Raw genomic sequence first — 15,971 nt, 5'->3', positions numbered from 1 at the left:
CGGCCCCGGCGCGCTGACGGAAAGTGAGGATATGGCAACAAAGGCGCCCACGTTGTTGAGACTGATGCGTTACGTGGCCGGACACTGGTTCCTGGCCACGGTTTCATTGATGATGGTCGTGGCCGTGTCGGGCCTCGGCCTCGTCCAGCCACTGGTGGTGCGCTGGGCGATCGACTCCGCCATCGGGCAGGGCCAGGTAGGGGTGGCGGTGGCCGGAGCGCTCGCCATCGTCGGAGTCGCCGTGCTCCGCGGGGTGGCCATGTTCGTCCAGCGGTACACGATGGAGTTGAGCGCCCAAAAGGTATCGTACAGGTTGCGCGGCGACCTGTACCGCCACCTGCAGGAACTCTCTTTCTCCTTCTACGACCGCGCGCGGACGGGGGAACTGATGTCGCGACTCACGGGCGACGTCGACTCCATTTACCGGTTTGTCGGGATGGGGTTCATCTGGATCGGCGGCGGCGTCCTCGGCTTCGCCGGCGGGCTCATGGCGATGGTTTACATCCACCCCACTCTCGCCGCGGCGTCCCTCGCGTTCATGCCGGTGCTGTTGTACACGGTGCTCCGGTTCTCGGGCTCCGTGAGGCCGCAGTTCGGGGGCATAAGGGAACAGCAGGCGCAGATGAACGCCGTATTGCAGGAGAGCATTTCAGGGGTGAGGGTGGTCCGCGCGTTCGCCCGCGAGGAGCACGAGATCGGGAGGTTCGACCGCGAGAACCGCGAGAACTACGTTCGGCAGGTGCGTCTCGGCAGGACCCTCTCCTACTACGCCAACTACATGAACTTTCTCAGCGCGATCGGCCCTGCTGTCACCCTCCTGGTGGGCGGGAGCATCGTGCTTGCCGGCAAGTTGAGCCTCGGTTCGCTCGCCGCCATGGGACTCTACCTGTCGCAGATCACGATGCCCGTCAGGATGTTCGGATTCGTGATCGCGATGTACCAGATGGCGATGGCGTCCGGCAAAAGGATATTCGACATCCTCGACACCCGCTCTGACATAGTGGATGCCCCCGGGGCGACACCACTCCCGCCCGTGAGGGGATCTGTACGGGTGGAGAACGTGACGTTCGAGCGCGAGGGCAAGCGCATCCTCGACTCGATCGACCTCGACGTCGCGCCCGGCGAGATCGTGGCCATTCTCGGCCCGACAGGGTCGGGCAAGTCGTCGCTGGTGAACCTGATTCCCAGGTTCTACGATCCCAGCTCGGGCAGGGTGCTAATCGACGGTCACGACATAAAGAAGGTGACGGTGGACAGCCTGCGCAGGCAGGTTGCCGTCGTCAGCCAGGATGTCTTCCTGTTCTCGACGTCTATCAGAGAGAACATCAGCTACGGCCGGCCCGGCGCGCCCCTCGCGGACGTGATCGAGGCCGCGAAGGCGGCTCAAATTCACGATTTCATCGTAGGATTGCCGGACGGTTACGACACGGTGGTGGGCGAAAGGGGCATCGGACTCTCCGGCGGGCAGAAGCAGCGCGTATCCATTGCGCGCGCCATCCTCATGAAGGCGCCCGTCGTCATCCTCGACGAATCGCTTTCGAGCGTCGACGCCGAGACCGAGTCGCGGATACAGGCCGCCTTCTCGCGACTTCTGAAGGGCCGGACGTGTTTCATAGTGGCGCAGAGGTTATCCACGGTGCGCCTCGCGCACCGGCTCCTCGTGCTGAACCAGGGCAGGATAGCCGAACAGGGCACGCACGACGACCTGCTCGCCGCGGGCGGGCTGTACGCGTCGATATTCCAGCAGAACCTGCTTGGTGAGACCGGCGCGGGTGGCGGTGCGGCGGCCGGCGGCAGTGACGCGGTTGCCGGCGGCGGCGAAGGGGGTGGGCGGCCGTGATGCAGGGACACGGCCCCGGCCGTTTCGGCGCGATGGACCGCGAGGAAGGGCTATCTCTCTCGACTGTCAACAAGGCGGCAGTCGCGCGTCTGTGGAAGTACGTCAGGCCTCACCGGAACGGGGTGCTGGTCGCGGCGCTGCTCGTCGTCATAGGCACGCTGGCATCACTCGCCGGACCGTACCTCACGAAGGTGGGCATCGACGGGTTCATAGCGCGGGGCGATCTCAGGGGGCTCGGCCTCGTCGCCGCGCTCATGCTGGTCATAGCCGGAGTGGGCTGGTTCGCGGGTTACCGCCAGGGCCGCCTGATGACGGAAATCGGCCAGGACGTGGTGTACAGGCTACGCCGCGACCTGTTCCACCATCTCCACGATCTGAGCATCAGCTTCTACGACAACACGCAGGTCGGCCGAGTGATGTCCAGGGTGATGGGGGACATCGACTCCCTGGATCACCTGATATCCGGCGGGCTGACTTCGACGATATCGGACGTATTGACCATCGCCGGGATCGCGGCCGCGATGCTGGCGATGAACTGGCGCCTCGCACTGGTGGCGCTCACCACCGTACCAATGCTGGTCCTGCTTGTGACCGTATTCCAGGGCGCGATGAGCCGCGCGCTTCACGAACAGCGGAGGCGCGCCGCCGACGTAAACGCCAACATCCAGGAGAGCATCTCCGGGGTGCGGGTGGCGCAGGCGTTCGGCCGCGAGGAGTTCAACGAGCAACAGTTCGACCAGGTCAACGCCGGTGTGATGAGGGCCGGACTGCGGGCGGCCACGCTCTTCTACCTGTTCTTCCCGGTGGTCGAGCTCATCGGCGCGCTGGGCGTTGCAGGCGTCATCTGGATAGCGGGAATCCGTTCGGGTCGCGGGGACATCACGGTGGGACTCGTGGTCGCATTCGTGAACTACGTGACGCGCTTCTTCATGCCCATCCGTGAGATCAGTCAAGTGTACAACATGTTCCTGTCTGCCGCCGTGTCGGCGCAGAGGGTGTTCGAGCTCCTGGACGCACGGCCGCAGGTCGTGGACGCGCCGGATGCTGTCGAGCTCCCGGACCCACGGGCGGAGGTTGCGCAGGCTGCGGGTGGTAACACCGCCGGTATGCTGGTGCCCGGCGCGCACGTGGTGTTCGAGGACGTCACGTTCCAGTACGAGGCCGGAAACCCCGTGCTCTCCCACGTCAATCTGGAGGCGCAGCCCGGGCAGGTGGTGGCGATCGCCGGCGCAACGGGCGCCGGCAAGACGACGATCATCAACTTGCTGACGCGGTTCTACGACCCCGTGTCGGGCCGGATCCTCGCGGACGGCCTGGATCTCAAGCGCGTCAAGCAGTCGTCACTCAGGAGGCAGATGGGCATCGTACCGCAGGATGGGTTCCTGTTCTCCGCCTCCGTGGGGGAGAACATTGCCTTCGGCCGGCCCGGCGCCACTGTGGGGGAGATCGAGGCGGCGGCGCGCGCGGTTGGGCTCCTCGATTTTATCAGGGAACTCCCGGACGGGTTTGACACGCAGGTGATGGAGCGCGGTGTGAGATTCTCGCCGGGGCAGCGCCAGCTCGTCGCCCTTGCGCGGGCGCTCCTCGCGGACCCGCGGATACTGATCCTGGACGAGGCGACGTCCAGCGTCGATCCCGTGACTGATGCGATGATCCAGAAGGCCATGCGGGCGGTGTTCAGGGGTAGGACGTCGGTCGTCATCGCACACAGGCTGACCACGATCATGGACGCGGACGTGATCTACGTGATCGACTCCGGGGCGGTCGCCGAGAAGGGAACGCACCAGGCGCTGTTGCAGAAGGACGGCGTCTACAGGAGGCTGTGGGCGCGGCAGGTGGAGGGGGCAACCGGATGACGTTGACGGCGCGAGCGGCACGAAAGGCGAAGACCGCCGATGCGCCGGCCGTCGTGACGGCGCCGTGCCGTCGCCGGTGGTGCGCGGCGGGCGGCGCTTTTGAAGGCGCTGAGAGCGGGGTGGCGGGCGACACGATGGGCGCTGGAAGCAACGCCGCGGGTCGAGCACTGAGCGAGATGTACGACCGGCTGCACGCGAGTTTCGGCCCGCAACGCTGGTGGCCTGCGGAGACGCCATTCGAGGTGATCGTAGGGGCCATCCTAACCCAGTCGGTGTCCTGGACAAACGTTGCCCAGGCGATAGCCAATCTCAAACAGGCGGGACTTCTCGACCCGCGCGGCCTGTTCGTAACACCCAACGAGGAGATCGAACCCCTCGTTCGCCCGACGGGTTACTACCGGCAGAAGGTGAAGAAGCTCAAGTCGTTCCTCGAATACTTTTGGGGTAGGCACGGCGGCAGCCTCATCCGGATGTTCGCGACGCCCGCCGGCGAGCTCAGGGGCGAGCTGCTCGCGGTGTGGGGCCTCGGCCGCGAGACGGTGGACTCGATCATGCTCTACGCCGGCGGCCTCCCGACGTTCGTCGTGGACGCGTACACAGTCCGGGTGCTCAGCAGGCTGGGCCTGGTCCCGCCGGACGCGGCGTATGAAGACGTCCGCGCGCTGTTCATGAATAACCTGCCTGCGAACCCGCGCATGTTCAACGAGTACCACGCGCTATTGGTACACCTTGGTAAGCATTACTGTACGAAGCGGGGACCGGCGTGCGGAGAGTGCCCGCTGAGATGAAATCGATGAGGGCGGGATAATGGTATGAGGCGGTTTGCGTTACTCGGTCGTGTACCACAGAGCGGCCTGGGCCAATGTGCCCTGGTGGTACGTAAAGGCTCCCGACCTGGTCCGCCTCCTCCATCAAATCGCAGGTTGGAGGCCTTATGACGTTGCCGGCCTGACCGGAGTCCGGCGCATACCGGCTGGCTGGCAGGATCTGCAATTCGACCGTCGAAGACTCCCCGCAACGTGACTGAATTGCCTCGTTCAAACGCGATGCTCACCAAACATGCTTCCACAGGTCAGTTGAAGCCCTTTCAGTACCGCAGGTGCGCCAGTATGTAACCCAGGAGGGACCACCATGGCCGGCATCGGTGCGCCCCGACCGGACCCCGTGCTCCATGCGTGGGAGGGGTTCGTAAACCGGAACGTCATGCCCGGCCCGAAGGTCAAAGAAGGAATCCTCGCATCGTGGTTGAGGTGCAGATCGTACGGAGTCAACCCCTACGGCGGCACCGGCCCGGTGGTGGACGAGCCGGTTCTTCGCGCCAAGATCGAGGCCAACCGGCAATTCATCAGCATCGCCAGGCCGTTCATGGAGGATCTCTACCGCGTTGCCGGGGCGGGTTTCATCGTGGTATTGACGGACGACGAGCCCGTCCTCCTCGAAGTGGTGGGCGACCCCGCGGTTTCGAGACGTGCCGGCGAACTCAACTTTGTGCCCGGCGCGAGATGGAACGAGCAGGCGGTCGGCACCAACGCCATCGGCACTGCGCTGGCGATTGACGCCCCCATGCAGGTCTGCGGTGCGGAGCATTACTGCTCACTCCACCACCCATGGACATGTTCGGCCGCCCCGGTCCACGACCAGGCGGGCAGGTTCATTGGGGTCCTCGACATGACGGGGCCGTGCGAATTGGTGCACCCGCATACCCTCGGAATGGTCATGGCGGCTGCCCGGGCCATCGAGAATCAGCTGAGGTGGGAAGCGGCCGTCCGCGAGGTGGAGATCAGCAACAGGGCGTTCCGCGCCACGTTTTCGTCCATTTCCGAGGGTGTGCTTTCCGTGGATTCCGGCGGCGTCGTCAAGCAGGTTAACGCAGCCGCGGCCCGGCTTCTGGGGAGGTCCGAGACGGATATCCTGGGCCGCCCCATAATCTCGTTCTTCGACGAGTCGAACCCGGTGGCCCGAAGTCTCTTGCAGCGCCGCGAATACGCAGACCAGGAGGCCCTTGTCGTGACGCCTGCCGGCAAGGTGTACTGCACCAGCAGCGCCAGGGCCATCATGGGTTCGGAGGCAAGCGCCCCTGGCATGGTGATGACGTTGAGGGAGGCCAAGGGAGTGCACAGACTCGTCCACAAGATCGCTGGGCACAAGGCCACCTTCTCCTTCGACGATCTCGTGTACTGTTCGGACGCCGTGAAGAGTGCGGTAACCCTGGCCAGACACGCTGCCGCGACGCCGCTGAACATCCTTATTACGGGAGAGACGGGAACTGGGAAAGAGATGGTAGCCCAGGCGATCCACAACGCCAGCCAGCGGGCGCGCGGGCCTTTCGTGGCTCTTAACTGCGGGGCCATCCCGCGCGAACTCATCGAGAGCGAACTGTTCGGTTACGAGGGGGGCGCGTTCACCGGCGCAAGGCGCGAGGGCAGGCCGGGGAAGTTCGAGCTGGCCGACGGCGGAACCGTGTTCCTCGACGAGATTGCGGAGATGCCTTTAGAAATGCAGGTGAAACTCCTGAGGGTCGTCCAGGAGCGGAAGGTCGCCAGGCTCGGCAGCCACGACGAGACCCCGGTCGACGTACGCCTGATCGCGGCTACCAACGTTGACCTTGCCGAAGCGGCGGCCCGGGGGGATTTCCGGAAGGACCTGTTCTTCAGGCTAAATGTTATGCCCATACGGATGCCGGCTTTGAGGGAGCGGCCCGAGGATATAGCGGTGCTCACCAATCATTTCCTGAAAGATCTCACGGGGCGGCTGGGCAAGCGCGCCCTCGAGCTGGAGGCCGGTGTGATGGAGATCCTGCTTGCATACACCTGGCCGGGCAACGTAAGGGAGCTGGAAAACACGCTTGAGAGAGCGGCGTGTCTCGCCAATGACGTTATCAGGATGGAGCATCTGCCGGACCCCCTTCGCGTAGCCGCCTCAGGCAAGGAAACGAGTAAAGCCCAGGGAATAACGGGGCCTGACGAGGGCCTGCGTCTGAAGGCAGTCGAAAAGGAGGTCATAATGGATGCCCTGGATAAAAGCGGCGGGAACATATCACGCGCAGCCCGCACGCTCGGCATTGGGAGGAACACACTCTACCGGCGATTGCGGGACTGGGGGGTGAACACTCAGCAGGCGCAAGGAAGATAGTTCCCCGGCAGCTGTTCCAGAATGGTACTGTGTGGTCCACTCTGGAACAGCGCCTGCCCTGTCCAGGCGACCGGCGTGCTCCGTCGTGGAGCAATAGCCGGTCGCCTTGTCTTCCCTGAGTCGTCCGTGCAGCGGTCTTGTCAGGCCCGTTCCGGGCATGGGTCTTGCATACAGGTATTCCTCAGGAGGGGTCAAGCGTTGCTCAAGAGACTGTTGGTCGAGATCGGATCGGGGGTGGACCAGCACGGTCAGGATCCCACACAAGCGGCGGTCAAGGCTGTCAAAGACGCTGTCTCGAAGGTATGTATCGTTGGGCTGAGGGAGGTGGTTGGGCTCCAAAACCTGGATGACATGGTGGTGGACATTGTCGTGGCCGTCCCCCACCCCGGCATGGTGCGGGAAGCCGAGGTCTTCGGCGCCATCCCTTACGGCAAGAAGACGCTGCGAGCCGTCGAGGGTGGTATGACCGCACGGGGCATCGCGATCCCGGGGTTGGACGACGGCTCCGACGAGATTCTCGTGGCAAACGCCGCACTGACCGTGATGGTCGACGTGTGAGCGGGGGCCCGGCGCAAGGGGGGTTAAGACTTTGGATCGCAGTCTCCTGCTCGAGATGTTCAGGCAAATGGTGAGGATCCGCGCTTTCGAAACGAGGGTCGGCGAGCTATTCGCACAGGGCAAGATCCCGGGTTTCGTCCACCTGTACATAGGCGAAGAGGCGACGGCAGTGGGCGTATGCTCGAACCTGAAACCGTCCGATTACATAACAAGCACACACAGGGGACACGGTCACTGCCTTGCCAAGGGCGGGGACATGAAGGCCATGATGGCCGAGTTGTTCGGCCGCAAGAGCGGGTACTGCAAGGGCAAGGGCGGCTCAATGCACATCGCCGATGTTGACATCGGGATATTGGGCGCCAACGGTATAGTCGGCGGCGGCCTGACGGTCGCGGCCGGCGCCGCCCTGTCCGCGAAGATGCGCGGGACCGACCAGGTGACTGTGTGTTTCTTCGGTGACGGCGCATCGAACCAGACGACCTTCCACGAGGGATTGAACATCGCTTCGATATGGAATCTTCCCGTGGTCTACGTTTGTGAAAACAACCTGTACGGCATTTCAATGCACCAGTCCCGTCATCAGAAGGTGGCCGACGTGGCGGACAGGGCGGGGGCGTACGGGATCCCGGGTGTGACAGTCGACGGCAATGACGTTATGGCCGTATACGAGGCCGCCAAAGAAGCGATCGGCCGGGCCAGGGCCGGAGACGGCCCGACGCTCCTGGAGTGCAAGACGTACCGCTGGAAGGGTCATTTTGAGGGTGATCCGACGCTTTACCGGTCGGTAGAAGAGCTGGAGGAGTGGAAGCGGAGGTGCCCCATCCTCGCGTTCAATGGCCGCCTCCTCGAAATGGAGGCTCTCTCGCCGGAGGAAGCCGCCTCCATCCAGTCCGGAGCCGAGGCCGAAGTCGAGGACGCGGTGAAGTGCGCGGCGGAGAGCCCGTTCCCTTCGCCCGAGGAAGCCCTCGAAGACCTTTTCGCTTGAGGAGGGTTTGTTGTGCACGAATACGCATGCCAGGAGACCGCCGGCCAGGCCGCGCCGCGGGAGATGACGTACGCCGAGGCGGTACGCGATGCGCTGAGGGAGGAAATGCGGCGCGACCCGTCGGTGTTCGTTCTGGGAGAGGACGTGGCCAGATTCGGCGGGTGCTTCGGTGTAACCGGGAACCTCTGGACGGAATTCGGTGAGGACAGAGTCCGCGACACACCGATTTCGGAGACAGCCATCATCGGCACGGCCGTGGGAGCGGCAGCGACCGGCATGAGGCCCGTTGCGGAGATAATGTTCTGCGACTTCCTCACCGTGTGTATGGATCAGCTGGTGAACCAGGCGGCGAAGATGAGGTACATGTTCGGTGGCAAGGCGCGACTGCCGATAGTGGTCCGGTCCCCCATCGGCGGCGGCATATGCGCGGCGGCGCAGCACTCCCAGAGCCTGGAGGCGTGGTTTGCGCATATCCCCGGCCTGAAGGTCGCGATGCCGTCAAATCCCGCCGACGCAAAGGGGCTGCTGATCTCGGCGATCCGGGACGACAACCCTGTCATGTTCTTCGAACATAAAGTGCTGTATAGCTCGAAAGGTCCCGTGCCTGAAGGAAGCTACACGATACCGCTGGGGAAGGCCTGCGTGAAGCGCGAGGGCTCCGACGTAACCGTAGTAGCGACCTCGATCATGGTCAACCACGCCGTGGCGGCTGCCGCCGACCTTGAGAAGGACGGTATCAGCGTTGAGGTCGTGGACCCGAGGACGCTGGTACCTTTGGACGAGGATACCATACTCGCTTCCGTCCGTAAGACCGGAAGAGTGGCCATCGCCCACGAGGCAGTGGCAAGGTGCGGCTTCGGGGCGGAAGTCGCCGCGATCATCGCCGAGAAGGCCGCAGGTTCGCTCAAGGCCCCCATTATTCGCGTCGGAGCGAAGGCGGTACCGGTGCCGTTCAGCCCCGTGCTCGAGCAGTTCGTGCTACCCGGCAAAGCCGACATAACGGGGGCTGTCCGCAAGGTAATGGCCGCCTGACGCAGCAGGGGCTCCGGGGGAATGACGTGGTGGAATCGGAGGCCCGTGTTGGGATAATCGCGAACCCTGCTTCCGGGAAAGACGTCCGGCGCCTTGTGGCATACGGTTCGGTGTTCGACAACCTGGAGAAAGCGAACATCCTCAGGAGGATCCTCCTCGGGCTGGATGCCGCGGGGGTGAATGAGGTCCTGATTATGCCGGACACGTTCGGGGTCGGGGATAAGGCCCTGGGCGGCATTGGGAGAAGAGGTTTGCGCGCCCGTGTGCGATTTCTCGAAATGCGCATAGGCGAGGGGAGCTCCGATTCCACCACCGCTGCATCCATCATGCGTTCGAACGGTTGTGGAGCCATCGTTGTACTGGGTGGGGACGGCACGTGCAGGGCCGTCTCCAGGGGTTGCGGCGATGTCCCCCTGGTCCCGGTGTCGACGGGGACTAACAACGTGTTCCCAGCCATGGTTGAGGGAACGACCGCGGGCATCGCTGCGGGAGCAGTCGCACGCGGCCTGTCCACTGCATACCGCAGGGCCAAACGCCTCCTCCTGTACGTTGACGGGACTCTGGGGGATTTCGCGCTCGTTGACATTGCGCTGACGGACGACCAGTTCGTTGGGGCCAGGGCGCTGTGGGACATGGGGCACGTCAGGGACGTGATATGCGCCATCGGCGAGCCGGCCGCGATTGGGCTGTCGGCTATCGCAGGTTGTTTCAAGCCATTTGGGCGCTACGAGTCCAGGGCGGTCCACCTGCGCCTCGCCGGTCCTGGAGCCCCCTGTTGCGCGACTGTCCGGGCGCCGGTGGGCCCGGGTTTAATCGAGGAAGTGCGCATAGCGGGATGGACTGAAATAGGACCCGCGGGGCGGGTGTCCGCAGGACGCGGGCCGTGCGCAGCAGCGTTCGACGGAGAGCGCGAACGTTTGATCAAAGGCGGGGGTCGTCTCGAAGTGGAGTTGTCGCTCGAAGGCCCTCTCGTGGTGGACATCGCCGGGGCGCTGCTCGAGGCGCAGCAATCCGGCCTGTTCAGCGTATAACCCAAAGGTGGCGATGGACTGATGCGAACGGAGATCATCATGCCGAAGCTCGGCTTGACCATGACTGAAGGCCGTGTCGTCCAGTGGCTGGCGGCGGACGGTCAGACTATCCGGAAGGGGCAGCCGGTGGTTGAAGTGGCCACCGACAAGATCGTCAACGAGGTGGAGGCGCCGGCGGATGGGGCGTTGCGCATTGTGTCGCCGCCGGATTCCGTTGTTCCGGTTGCGTCGTTAATCGGGTACCTGGAGGATGTGGCCTCAGGCAGTACGCAGGTCACATCCGATGTGGCCGGGGCAGCGCCGGTGACGCCGGAAGACGCGCTCGGAGGGCAAGGCGACGTAGGGACGCCGGCGCGCCGCGAAGTCCTCGGGGTCATGAGGCGGACAATAGCCGAGCGCATGGTGAAGAGCTGGACGACGGTCCCGCACTCGTGGGTCACCGTGAAGGTGAACATGGAAAACGCCCTTCGATTCAGGGCCGCCGTCAACTCGTCGTGTCCGGACGGTGAGAGGGTCTCGGTGAACGACTTAGTAGTGTTCTTTACCGCGCGGGCCCTGTCAGAGTACCCCGTGCTCAATTCGTCGTTTGACGGTGACGCCATATTGCTCCACCCCGCTGTGAATGTGGGTATCGCTGTGGCGCTCGAGGACGGGCTCATCGTCCCCGTGATCAAGGGTGCCGGCGCGAAGTCGCTGCGAGAGATCGCCCGGGAGTCGAGGCGGCTCGTTCAGGCTGCGCGGGCTGGAAGCCTCGATCCGGATGACATCTCAGGTGGCACCTTCACCGTGAGCAACCTGGGGATGTTCGGCGTAGAGTCGTTCGGGCCGATCATCAACCAGCCGGAGTGCGCCATCCTTGCCGTGGGCGAGATTCGACCCGAACCCGTCGTGCGCAACGGGGCACTTGAGGAAGAGCAGTCCATGAGTTTGACTCTGGCGTTCGACCACAGGGTGGTCGATGGCGCGGTGGCCGCTCGTTTTCTCGGACGGGTCAAGGCGCTCCTCGAGGACCCAGATAGCCTGAAATGATGTTGTCCGAGTCATGAGCCGGATACCGTCACGGTTGTATTCCGCGCTGCCGTGTACTACGCCTCCCGGTCTGAGCACGATCCCGAGCTTCTCAAGTGGTGGAACTGGAAAGACAGGCAACTTCCCGCCGCTGTGGCGCCCGCGCCTGGCAGGAATCCTGACCCCTCACCTTGAACGATACCCCGGAATATGTCAACGCGGCGGGCATCCCCGTAACGCCAGCAACAGCACCGGCGACGGCATCTTCGGCTGCATCCTTGGCAGCACCTTTGTCTCTACTTATGTCATTGTGGGTAACCGACACTGTCTTGCCGGATCCGGGTACTGTGTTGCGAAAGAAAGGCGGGAGCGGATTCTTGAGGAAGGACGAGAAGATCGCCAGGTACGCGTTCATGTGTATGGCGGTCGTGGTGTTCGCGGTGGTCGGCTGGATAATCACCAGACAGACCGACCCCGTCCCGATAGGGATCACGATAATCGCCGGATGCCTGTTCCTGCTGGGCCTGGCCACATGGCTGGGCAGGTCCTAGCAGGTCCTAGATTGTGGCGCGGGCGCAGCGGAGTGGCCGTTGGCAGAGACCTGATTCTCACAAACGCCCATGTGATCCAGGGCGCGGCTTACATAGCCGTGACGGACTACAAGAACACCCGGTTCTTCGTGGACGGAATCGTTGGGAAGGATGACCCGCTGGACCTCGCGTTGCTGAAGTCAAGAGAACCGCTTGAGCCGGCGGAGCTGGGCGATTCCAGCCAGCTCAAGGTTGGCGAGAGAATCGTCGCGGTCGGGAATCCGCGGGGGTTATTGAAGGGTACGGTGTCCGACGGCATAATTAGCGGTTTGCGCGAGATTGGCCAGGAGGGACCAGGTCCTGGAAAGTCGAACCCTCTCCCCAAAGGGCACAGAAAACGTCGAATTATGCAAACACTCCTTTGAGCGGAGGCCCGGGGATTGGTTCGTGATATCGGCATACCGTTGGCAGAAGCGGCGAACATCGGCGGGTTAAAGCGAGGCCGCCTGGTTGCGGGGCGCCGGGGGATGAGCGGGACCGTCAGCTGGGTGGACGTACTCGAAATCCCCAATGTGGAGCGCTGGATACGCCCCGGCCTTTTCATGGTTTCATCCCTGTATGCCTTTCGCGATTCACCGGGATCCTTGCCCTTCCTTATCCGCCTGCTCAAACGCAAGGGAAGCGCTGGCCTGGGAGTGTTCACGGGTGAATGCTTCATAAGCGTCCCCAACGCAGCCATTGCCGCGGCCGACGAGGAGGATTTTCCCCTGTTCGAGCTCCCTCCGGACCTGGGCCACATGGACGTGGTCGGGCCCCTGATGGAGGCGATACTCGACAGGCACTTCATGGTCTTTCGCCGTGCTGACGAGTTGCGCAGGCATCTGATGGATATGTTCCTCGTCGGGACTGACCTCAGGCGGGTCTTCCGCTCGTTCGCCAATTCTACGGGGATGGCGGTGGTCGTGGTGGGCGAGGATGAAGGCGACGTGGTTGTGGAGATCCCCGCCACGCAGACAAGGTCCTGGCAGGCATTTTGGAAGGTCCAGGGGGAGGCCCGCCTTCACGCGCTCCGCGACTTCACTCCGTCTGTGACCGCATTCAAGTGCGGTGGGAGCAGGGACGTTACCGTGGAGGAGGTCGTCGTTCCAGTCCTGGTACGTGGGCATCCCAGGGGAGCGGTGATCAGCTACTCGCTCGGGAGCCCTCATGAGCCGTGGCAACTTCTCGCGCTGGAACATGCCAGCGTCGTGGCAGCCCTGGACCTAATCCGGCGGCTTACTATCCAGGACGCGGAAGAGGGGCTGAAAAGAGACCTGCTCGAGGAGGTGTTCCAGGGGGCGTTTCGCAGCGAGGAGGAACTACTGCCGCGGGCTGATGGGCTCAAACTCGAGCTCAGGAGCAAACGGGTTGCGGTCGTGCTGGACGCCGGCGCGTCGCGGCAGTCGAACGGGAATGGGCCTGAGTACTGGCTTCCGGGGCCCGACCGGGAGTCTTTCGAGCGTGCTGTCAAGAGAGTGGGCACGCGCCTGCGACAGCTGTCGCCCGAGAGCTACCTGATGGTCCGCGACTGCCAGGTGGTTGTGCTGGTAGGGTTCGCGCGCGGTGGGCAGTGGGACAATGAGCAGGTCCTGGAATACGGGGCGAGCCTCGGCGAGACACTGCGTTCCACGATGGCTGCGGAAATGGGCGGGCGCGCGGTCTCGGCCGGGGTAGGTGACCCGCGAGCGAAGGCGCCCGAGATAGCCGACAGCTACCACACCGCCTGCAAGGCCCTCAAAATGGGCAGGTGGCTGTTCGGCGATGGCCGCACCGTCAAATACGCCGACCTCGGAGTGTACCGGTTTCTCGCCGACAGATCTGTGGGAGAACTGCGCCGCGAATACGACCGCGTGCTCGGCAAGGTGGAGACCTCCGGCGCGGATGGGCCTGGACTCATCCATACACTCGAGGCCGTGTTCGAGTGCGGCAACACAAGGGAGGCCGCGCTCAAGCTCGCAGTCCACGAGAACACCGTCAGGTACAGGTTGAAGAGGGTAACGACCATCCTCGGGTACGACCCGTGCCAGGGGCCGAGGCGTTTTGAGATCGAGATATGCCTCAAGATCGGACGGCTGCTGGACGCCGCCGGCCATTGACAGAATACCGGACCGCCGTTAGAGATCTCCACAAACGGCAGCCCCATTATTGTCGGCAGCAACAAAGGAGGTCGCAGGCGCCGCTCCAATATTGTGTCTAGCCTGATTACACTTCCTGGGCGGAGGGGGATAGACAAAATGGAGCGGCCAGTTTGGAGACGACCGGCGGTTCGTATTCTGGCGTCGTTGCTGGTCCTGGCCATTGTCTTGGGACTGGGCGGTTGTGGAGGGAGTGACAAGCCTGCCGGGGAGCCGAAGAAGCCGGCGGAAGAACCGAAAACCCCTGCCGTAGCCCCCAAGGTGCCGCAGATCGCCGTCTATGCGTACCACAGTGAACCGGTCATCTTCTGGGATCCGGCGGACGTGTTCTCCAACGAGATCATCGTGATGAACAACGCCTACGAGCAGTTGATCCAGTTCGACCCGGCTACCAAGAAGTTCGTCCCGGTGCTGGCGGAGAACTACCAGGTATCCAAGGACGGCCTCGTATGGACGTTCAATCTTCGGAAAGGGGTCAAGTTCCATTGCGGTGAGCCGATGAACGCTGCCGCCGTAAAGTACTCGATAGACCGCACGATTCAACGCGGCAAAGGCGCTTCGTTCATATGGAGCCAGGTAAAGGAGATCAAGACCCCCGATGAAAACACCGTGGAATTCCACCTGAAGGTGCCCGCGCCCCTCGACTTCATCGCGGCTGCCGGCTACTCGGCCTTCGTGTACTGCCCAAAGCATGCGAAAGAGTTTGGGACAGACTGGTTCGGCCAGGGCAACACTTGCGGGACCGGACCGTACAAGGTCGAGAGCTGGAAACGCGGTGACGAGGTCGTCATGACCAGGTTCAACGATTACTGGCGAGGATGGAGCGGCAACCACCTCGACAAGGCAATCATCAAGATGGTGCCCGAGCCTTCCACCCGCAGGCAGATGCTCGAATCCGGCCAGGCCGACTACTGCAACGAGATGCCGTTCGAGGACATCGGGGCGCTCGCAAACAACCCCAAGATCGAGATCCTGACGACTCCCAGCTATCAGATGCTGATGGCACTCTTCAACATGGATAAGCCTCCCCTCAACAACAAACTGGTTCGCCAGGCCATATCGTACGCCATCCCATACGACGACATCGTGAAGCACGTGTTCCACGGCTACGCCACACAATCGAAGGGTGCGGTCCCCCAAGGGCTCTGGGGGCACGACGACAGTCTGCCGCAGTATGCCTATGACCTGGAGAAGGCTAAGTCGCTGCTGGCGAAGGCGGGGTATCCGAACGGCGGCTTCAAGATCGTCCTGACGTACGTGGGCGGCGACGAAAAGGAGCGCCAGGTTGCCGAGTTGATGAAATCCGAGCTGGCGAAGCTCAACATCCAGATGGACATCCGCGGTATGCCGTGGGATGCCCAGTGGGAGATGGGCAAGGCAAAGCAGCCGAAGGACAGGCAGGACATCTTCCTGTTCTACTGGTGGCCCGACTTGGCCGACCCATACAGCTTCTTGAACGCGGTATTCCACTCGGAGAAAGAGATAGTGTTCAACCTCTCCTACTACAAGAGCCGCGAGTTCGACCGGCTTATCGACGAGGCCAACAGTGTTGCAGGCGCCGATCGCGCGAAGGCGATCTCGCTGTACAGCCAGGCTCAGAAGACCCTGATCGAGGACGCTCCTGCAGCGTGGGTAGCGGACCTCCAGTACGTGCGGCCGAAGATCGCGAACCTGAAAGGGGTGCGTGACAACCCTGCGTACCCGCACGTGCTGTTCTTCTACGACGCTTACCGGGAGTGAACAGCACAACAGGTAGGGGCGGGCGACCCGCCCCTACCGCACTCCCAGTGCAGGCCTGTGATGTGACCTGTTGCACTTAGGCTGT

At 63.2% G+C, this 15,971-nt stretch carries 13 protein-coding genes; all 13 read left to right on the top strand.

Annotated features, from left to right (window positions below; all coding sequences use genetic code 11):
• Positions 1-31: 31 nt before the first annotated feature.
• The 13 genes from HPY55_01710 (at position 32) to HPY55_01650 (ending at position 15,886) form a co-directional block, all read left to right on the top strand.
• On the top strand, positions 32-1,840 hold the full coding sequence (locus HPY55_01710; protein NPV69345.1) for an ABC transporter ATP-binding protein: 1,809 nt from the start codon (positions 32-34) through the stop codon (positions 1,838-1,840).
• Complete coding sequence (locus HPY55_01705; GenBank protein ID NPV69344.1) at positions 1,837-3,696, top strand: ABC transporter ATP-binding protein; 1,860 nt, start codon at positions 1,837-1,839, stop codon at positions 3,694-3,696. The genes HPY55_01710 and HPY55_01705 overlap by 4 nt, the downstream gene beginning before the upstream one ends.
• 134 nt (positions 3,697-3,830) lie before the next feature.
• Positions 3,831-4,484: an endonuclease III domain-containing protein gene (locus HPY55_01700; protein ID NPV69343.1), complete on the top strand. Its 654-nt coding sequence runs from the start codon at positions 3,831-3,833 to the stop codon at positions 4,482-4,484.
• Between the two features lie 343 nt (positions 4,485-4,827).
• Complete coding sequence (locus HPY55_01695; protein ID NPV69342.1) at positions 4,828-6,828, top strand: sigma-54-dependent Fis family transcriptional regulator; 2,001 nt, start codon at positions 4,828-4,830, stop codon at positions 6,826-6,828.
• 21 nt (positions 6,829-6,849) lie between these two features.
• Positions 6,850-7,386, top strand: a complete 537-nt coding sequence (locus tag HPY55_01690; protein ID NPV69341.1) for a hypothetical protein — start codon at positions 6,850-6,852, stop codon at positions 7,384-7,386.
• A 55-nt stretch (positions 7,387-7,441) separates the two neighbouring features.
• Positions 7,442-8,371, top strand: coding sequence for a thiamine pyrophosphate-dependent dehydrogenase E1 component subunit alpha (locus HPY55_01685; GenBank protein NPV69340.1), 930 nt, complete (start codon positions 7,442-7,444; stop codon positions 8,369-8,371).
• Positions 8,372-8,434: 63 nt separating this feature from the next.
• A complete protein-coding gene (locus HPY55_01680) occupies positions 8,435-9,403 on the top strand; it encodes an alpha-ketoacid dehydrogenase subunit beta (GenBank protein NPV69339.1) in 969 nt (322 codons plus the stop codon).
• A 29-nt stretch (positions 9,404-9,432) separates the two neighbouring features.
• Positions 9,433-10,434, top strand: a complete 1,002-nt coding sequence (locus tag HPY55_01675; protein NPV69338.1) for an ATP-NAD kinase — start codon at positions 9,433-9,435, stop codon at positions 10,432-10,434.
• 21 nt (positions 10,435-10,455) lie between these two features.
• The gene (locus tag HPY55_01670) at positions 10,456-11,463 is read left to right on the top strand and encodes a 2-oxo acid dehydrogenase subunit E2 (protein NPV69337.1); all 1,008 of its coding nucleotides are present in this window, start codon (positions 10,456-10,458) and stop codon (positions 11,461-11,463) included.
• Positions 11,464-11,819: 356 nt separating this feature from the next.
• Positions 11,820-11,993 (top strand): hypothetical protein, encoded by a 174-nt coding sequence (locus HPY55_01665; protein NPV69336.1) that lies wholly within the window; start codon positions 11,820-11,822, stop codon positions 11,991-11,993.
• Between the two features lie 32 nt (positions 11,994-12,025).
• Positions 12,026-12,397 carry a trypsin-like peptidase domain-containing protein gene (locus tag HPY55_01660; protein ID NPV69335.1) on the top strand — a complete coding sequence of 124 codons (372 nt, stop codon included), beginning with the start codon at positions 12,026-12,028 and terminating at the stop codon, positions 12,395-12,397.
• A 15-nt stretch (positions 12,398-12,412) separates the two neighbouring features.
• The gene (locus tag HPY55_01655; GenBank protein ID NPV69334.1) at positions 12,413-14,107 is read left to right on the top strand and encodes a hypothetical protein; all 1,695 of its coding nucleotides are present in this window, start codon (positions 12,413-12,415) and stop codon (positions 14,105-14,107) included.
• Positions 14,108-14,245: 138 nt separating this feature from the next.
• Complete coding sequence (locus HPY55_01650) at positions 14,246-15,886, top strand: ABC transporter substrate-binding protein (GenBank protein NPV69333.1); 1,641 nt, start codon at positions 14,246-14,248, stop codon at positions 15,884-15,886.
• The last annotated feature ends 85 nt before the right edge of the window (positions 15,887-15,971 follow it).

Source organism: Bacillota bacterium, assembly GCA_013178305.1.
Lineage (GTDB): Bacteria > Bacillota > Sulfobacillia > JABLXB01 > JABLXB01 > JABLXB01.
This window is presented reverse-complemented; position numbering and strand designations above follow the sequence as displayed.

What these genes read in the sequence shown, in the direction of transcription:
- HPY55_01680 (NPV69339.1), top strand. Translation starts at nt 8,435, where the DNA reads ATGACGTACGCCGAGGCGGTACGCGATGCGCTGAGGGAGGAAATGCGG.
- HPY55_01685 (NPV69340.1), top strand. Translation starts at nt 7,442, where the DNA reads ATGTTCAGGCAAATGGTGAGGATCCGCGCTTTCGAAACGAGGGTCGGC.
- HPY55_01710 (NPV69345.1), top strand. Translation starts at nt 32, where the DNA reads ATGGCAACAAAGGCGCCCACGTTGTTGAGACTGATGCGTTACGTGGCC.
- HPY55_01700 (NPV69343.1), top strand. Translation starts at nt 3,831, where the DNA reads ATGGGCGCTGGAAGCAACGCCGCGGGTCGAGCACTGAGCGAGATGTAC.
- HPY55_01690 (NPV69341.1), top strand. Translation starts at nt 6,850, where the DNA reads ATGGTACTGTGTGGTCCACTCTGGAACAGCGCCTGCCCTGTCCAGGCG.
- HPY55_01650 (NPV69333.1), top strand. Translation starts at nt 14,246, where the DNA reads ATGGAGCGGCCAGTTTGGAGACGACCGGCGGTTCGTATTCTGGCGTCG.
- HPY55_01695 (NPV69342.1), top strand. Translation starts at nt 4,828, where the DNA reads ATGGCCGGCATCGGTGCGCCCCGACCGGACCCCGTGCTCCATGCGTGG.
- HPY55_01670 (NPV69337.1), top strand. Translation starts at nt 10,456, where the DNA reads ATGCGAACGGAGATCATCATGCCGAAGCTCGGCTTGACCATGACTGAA.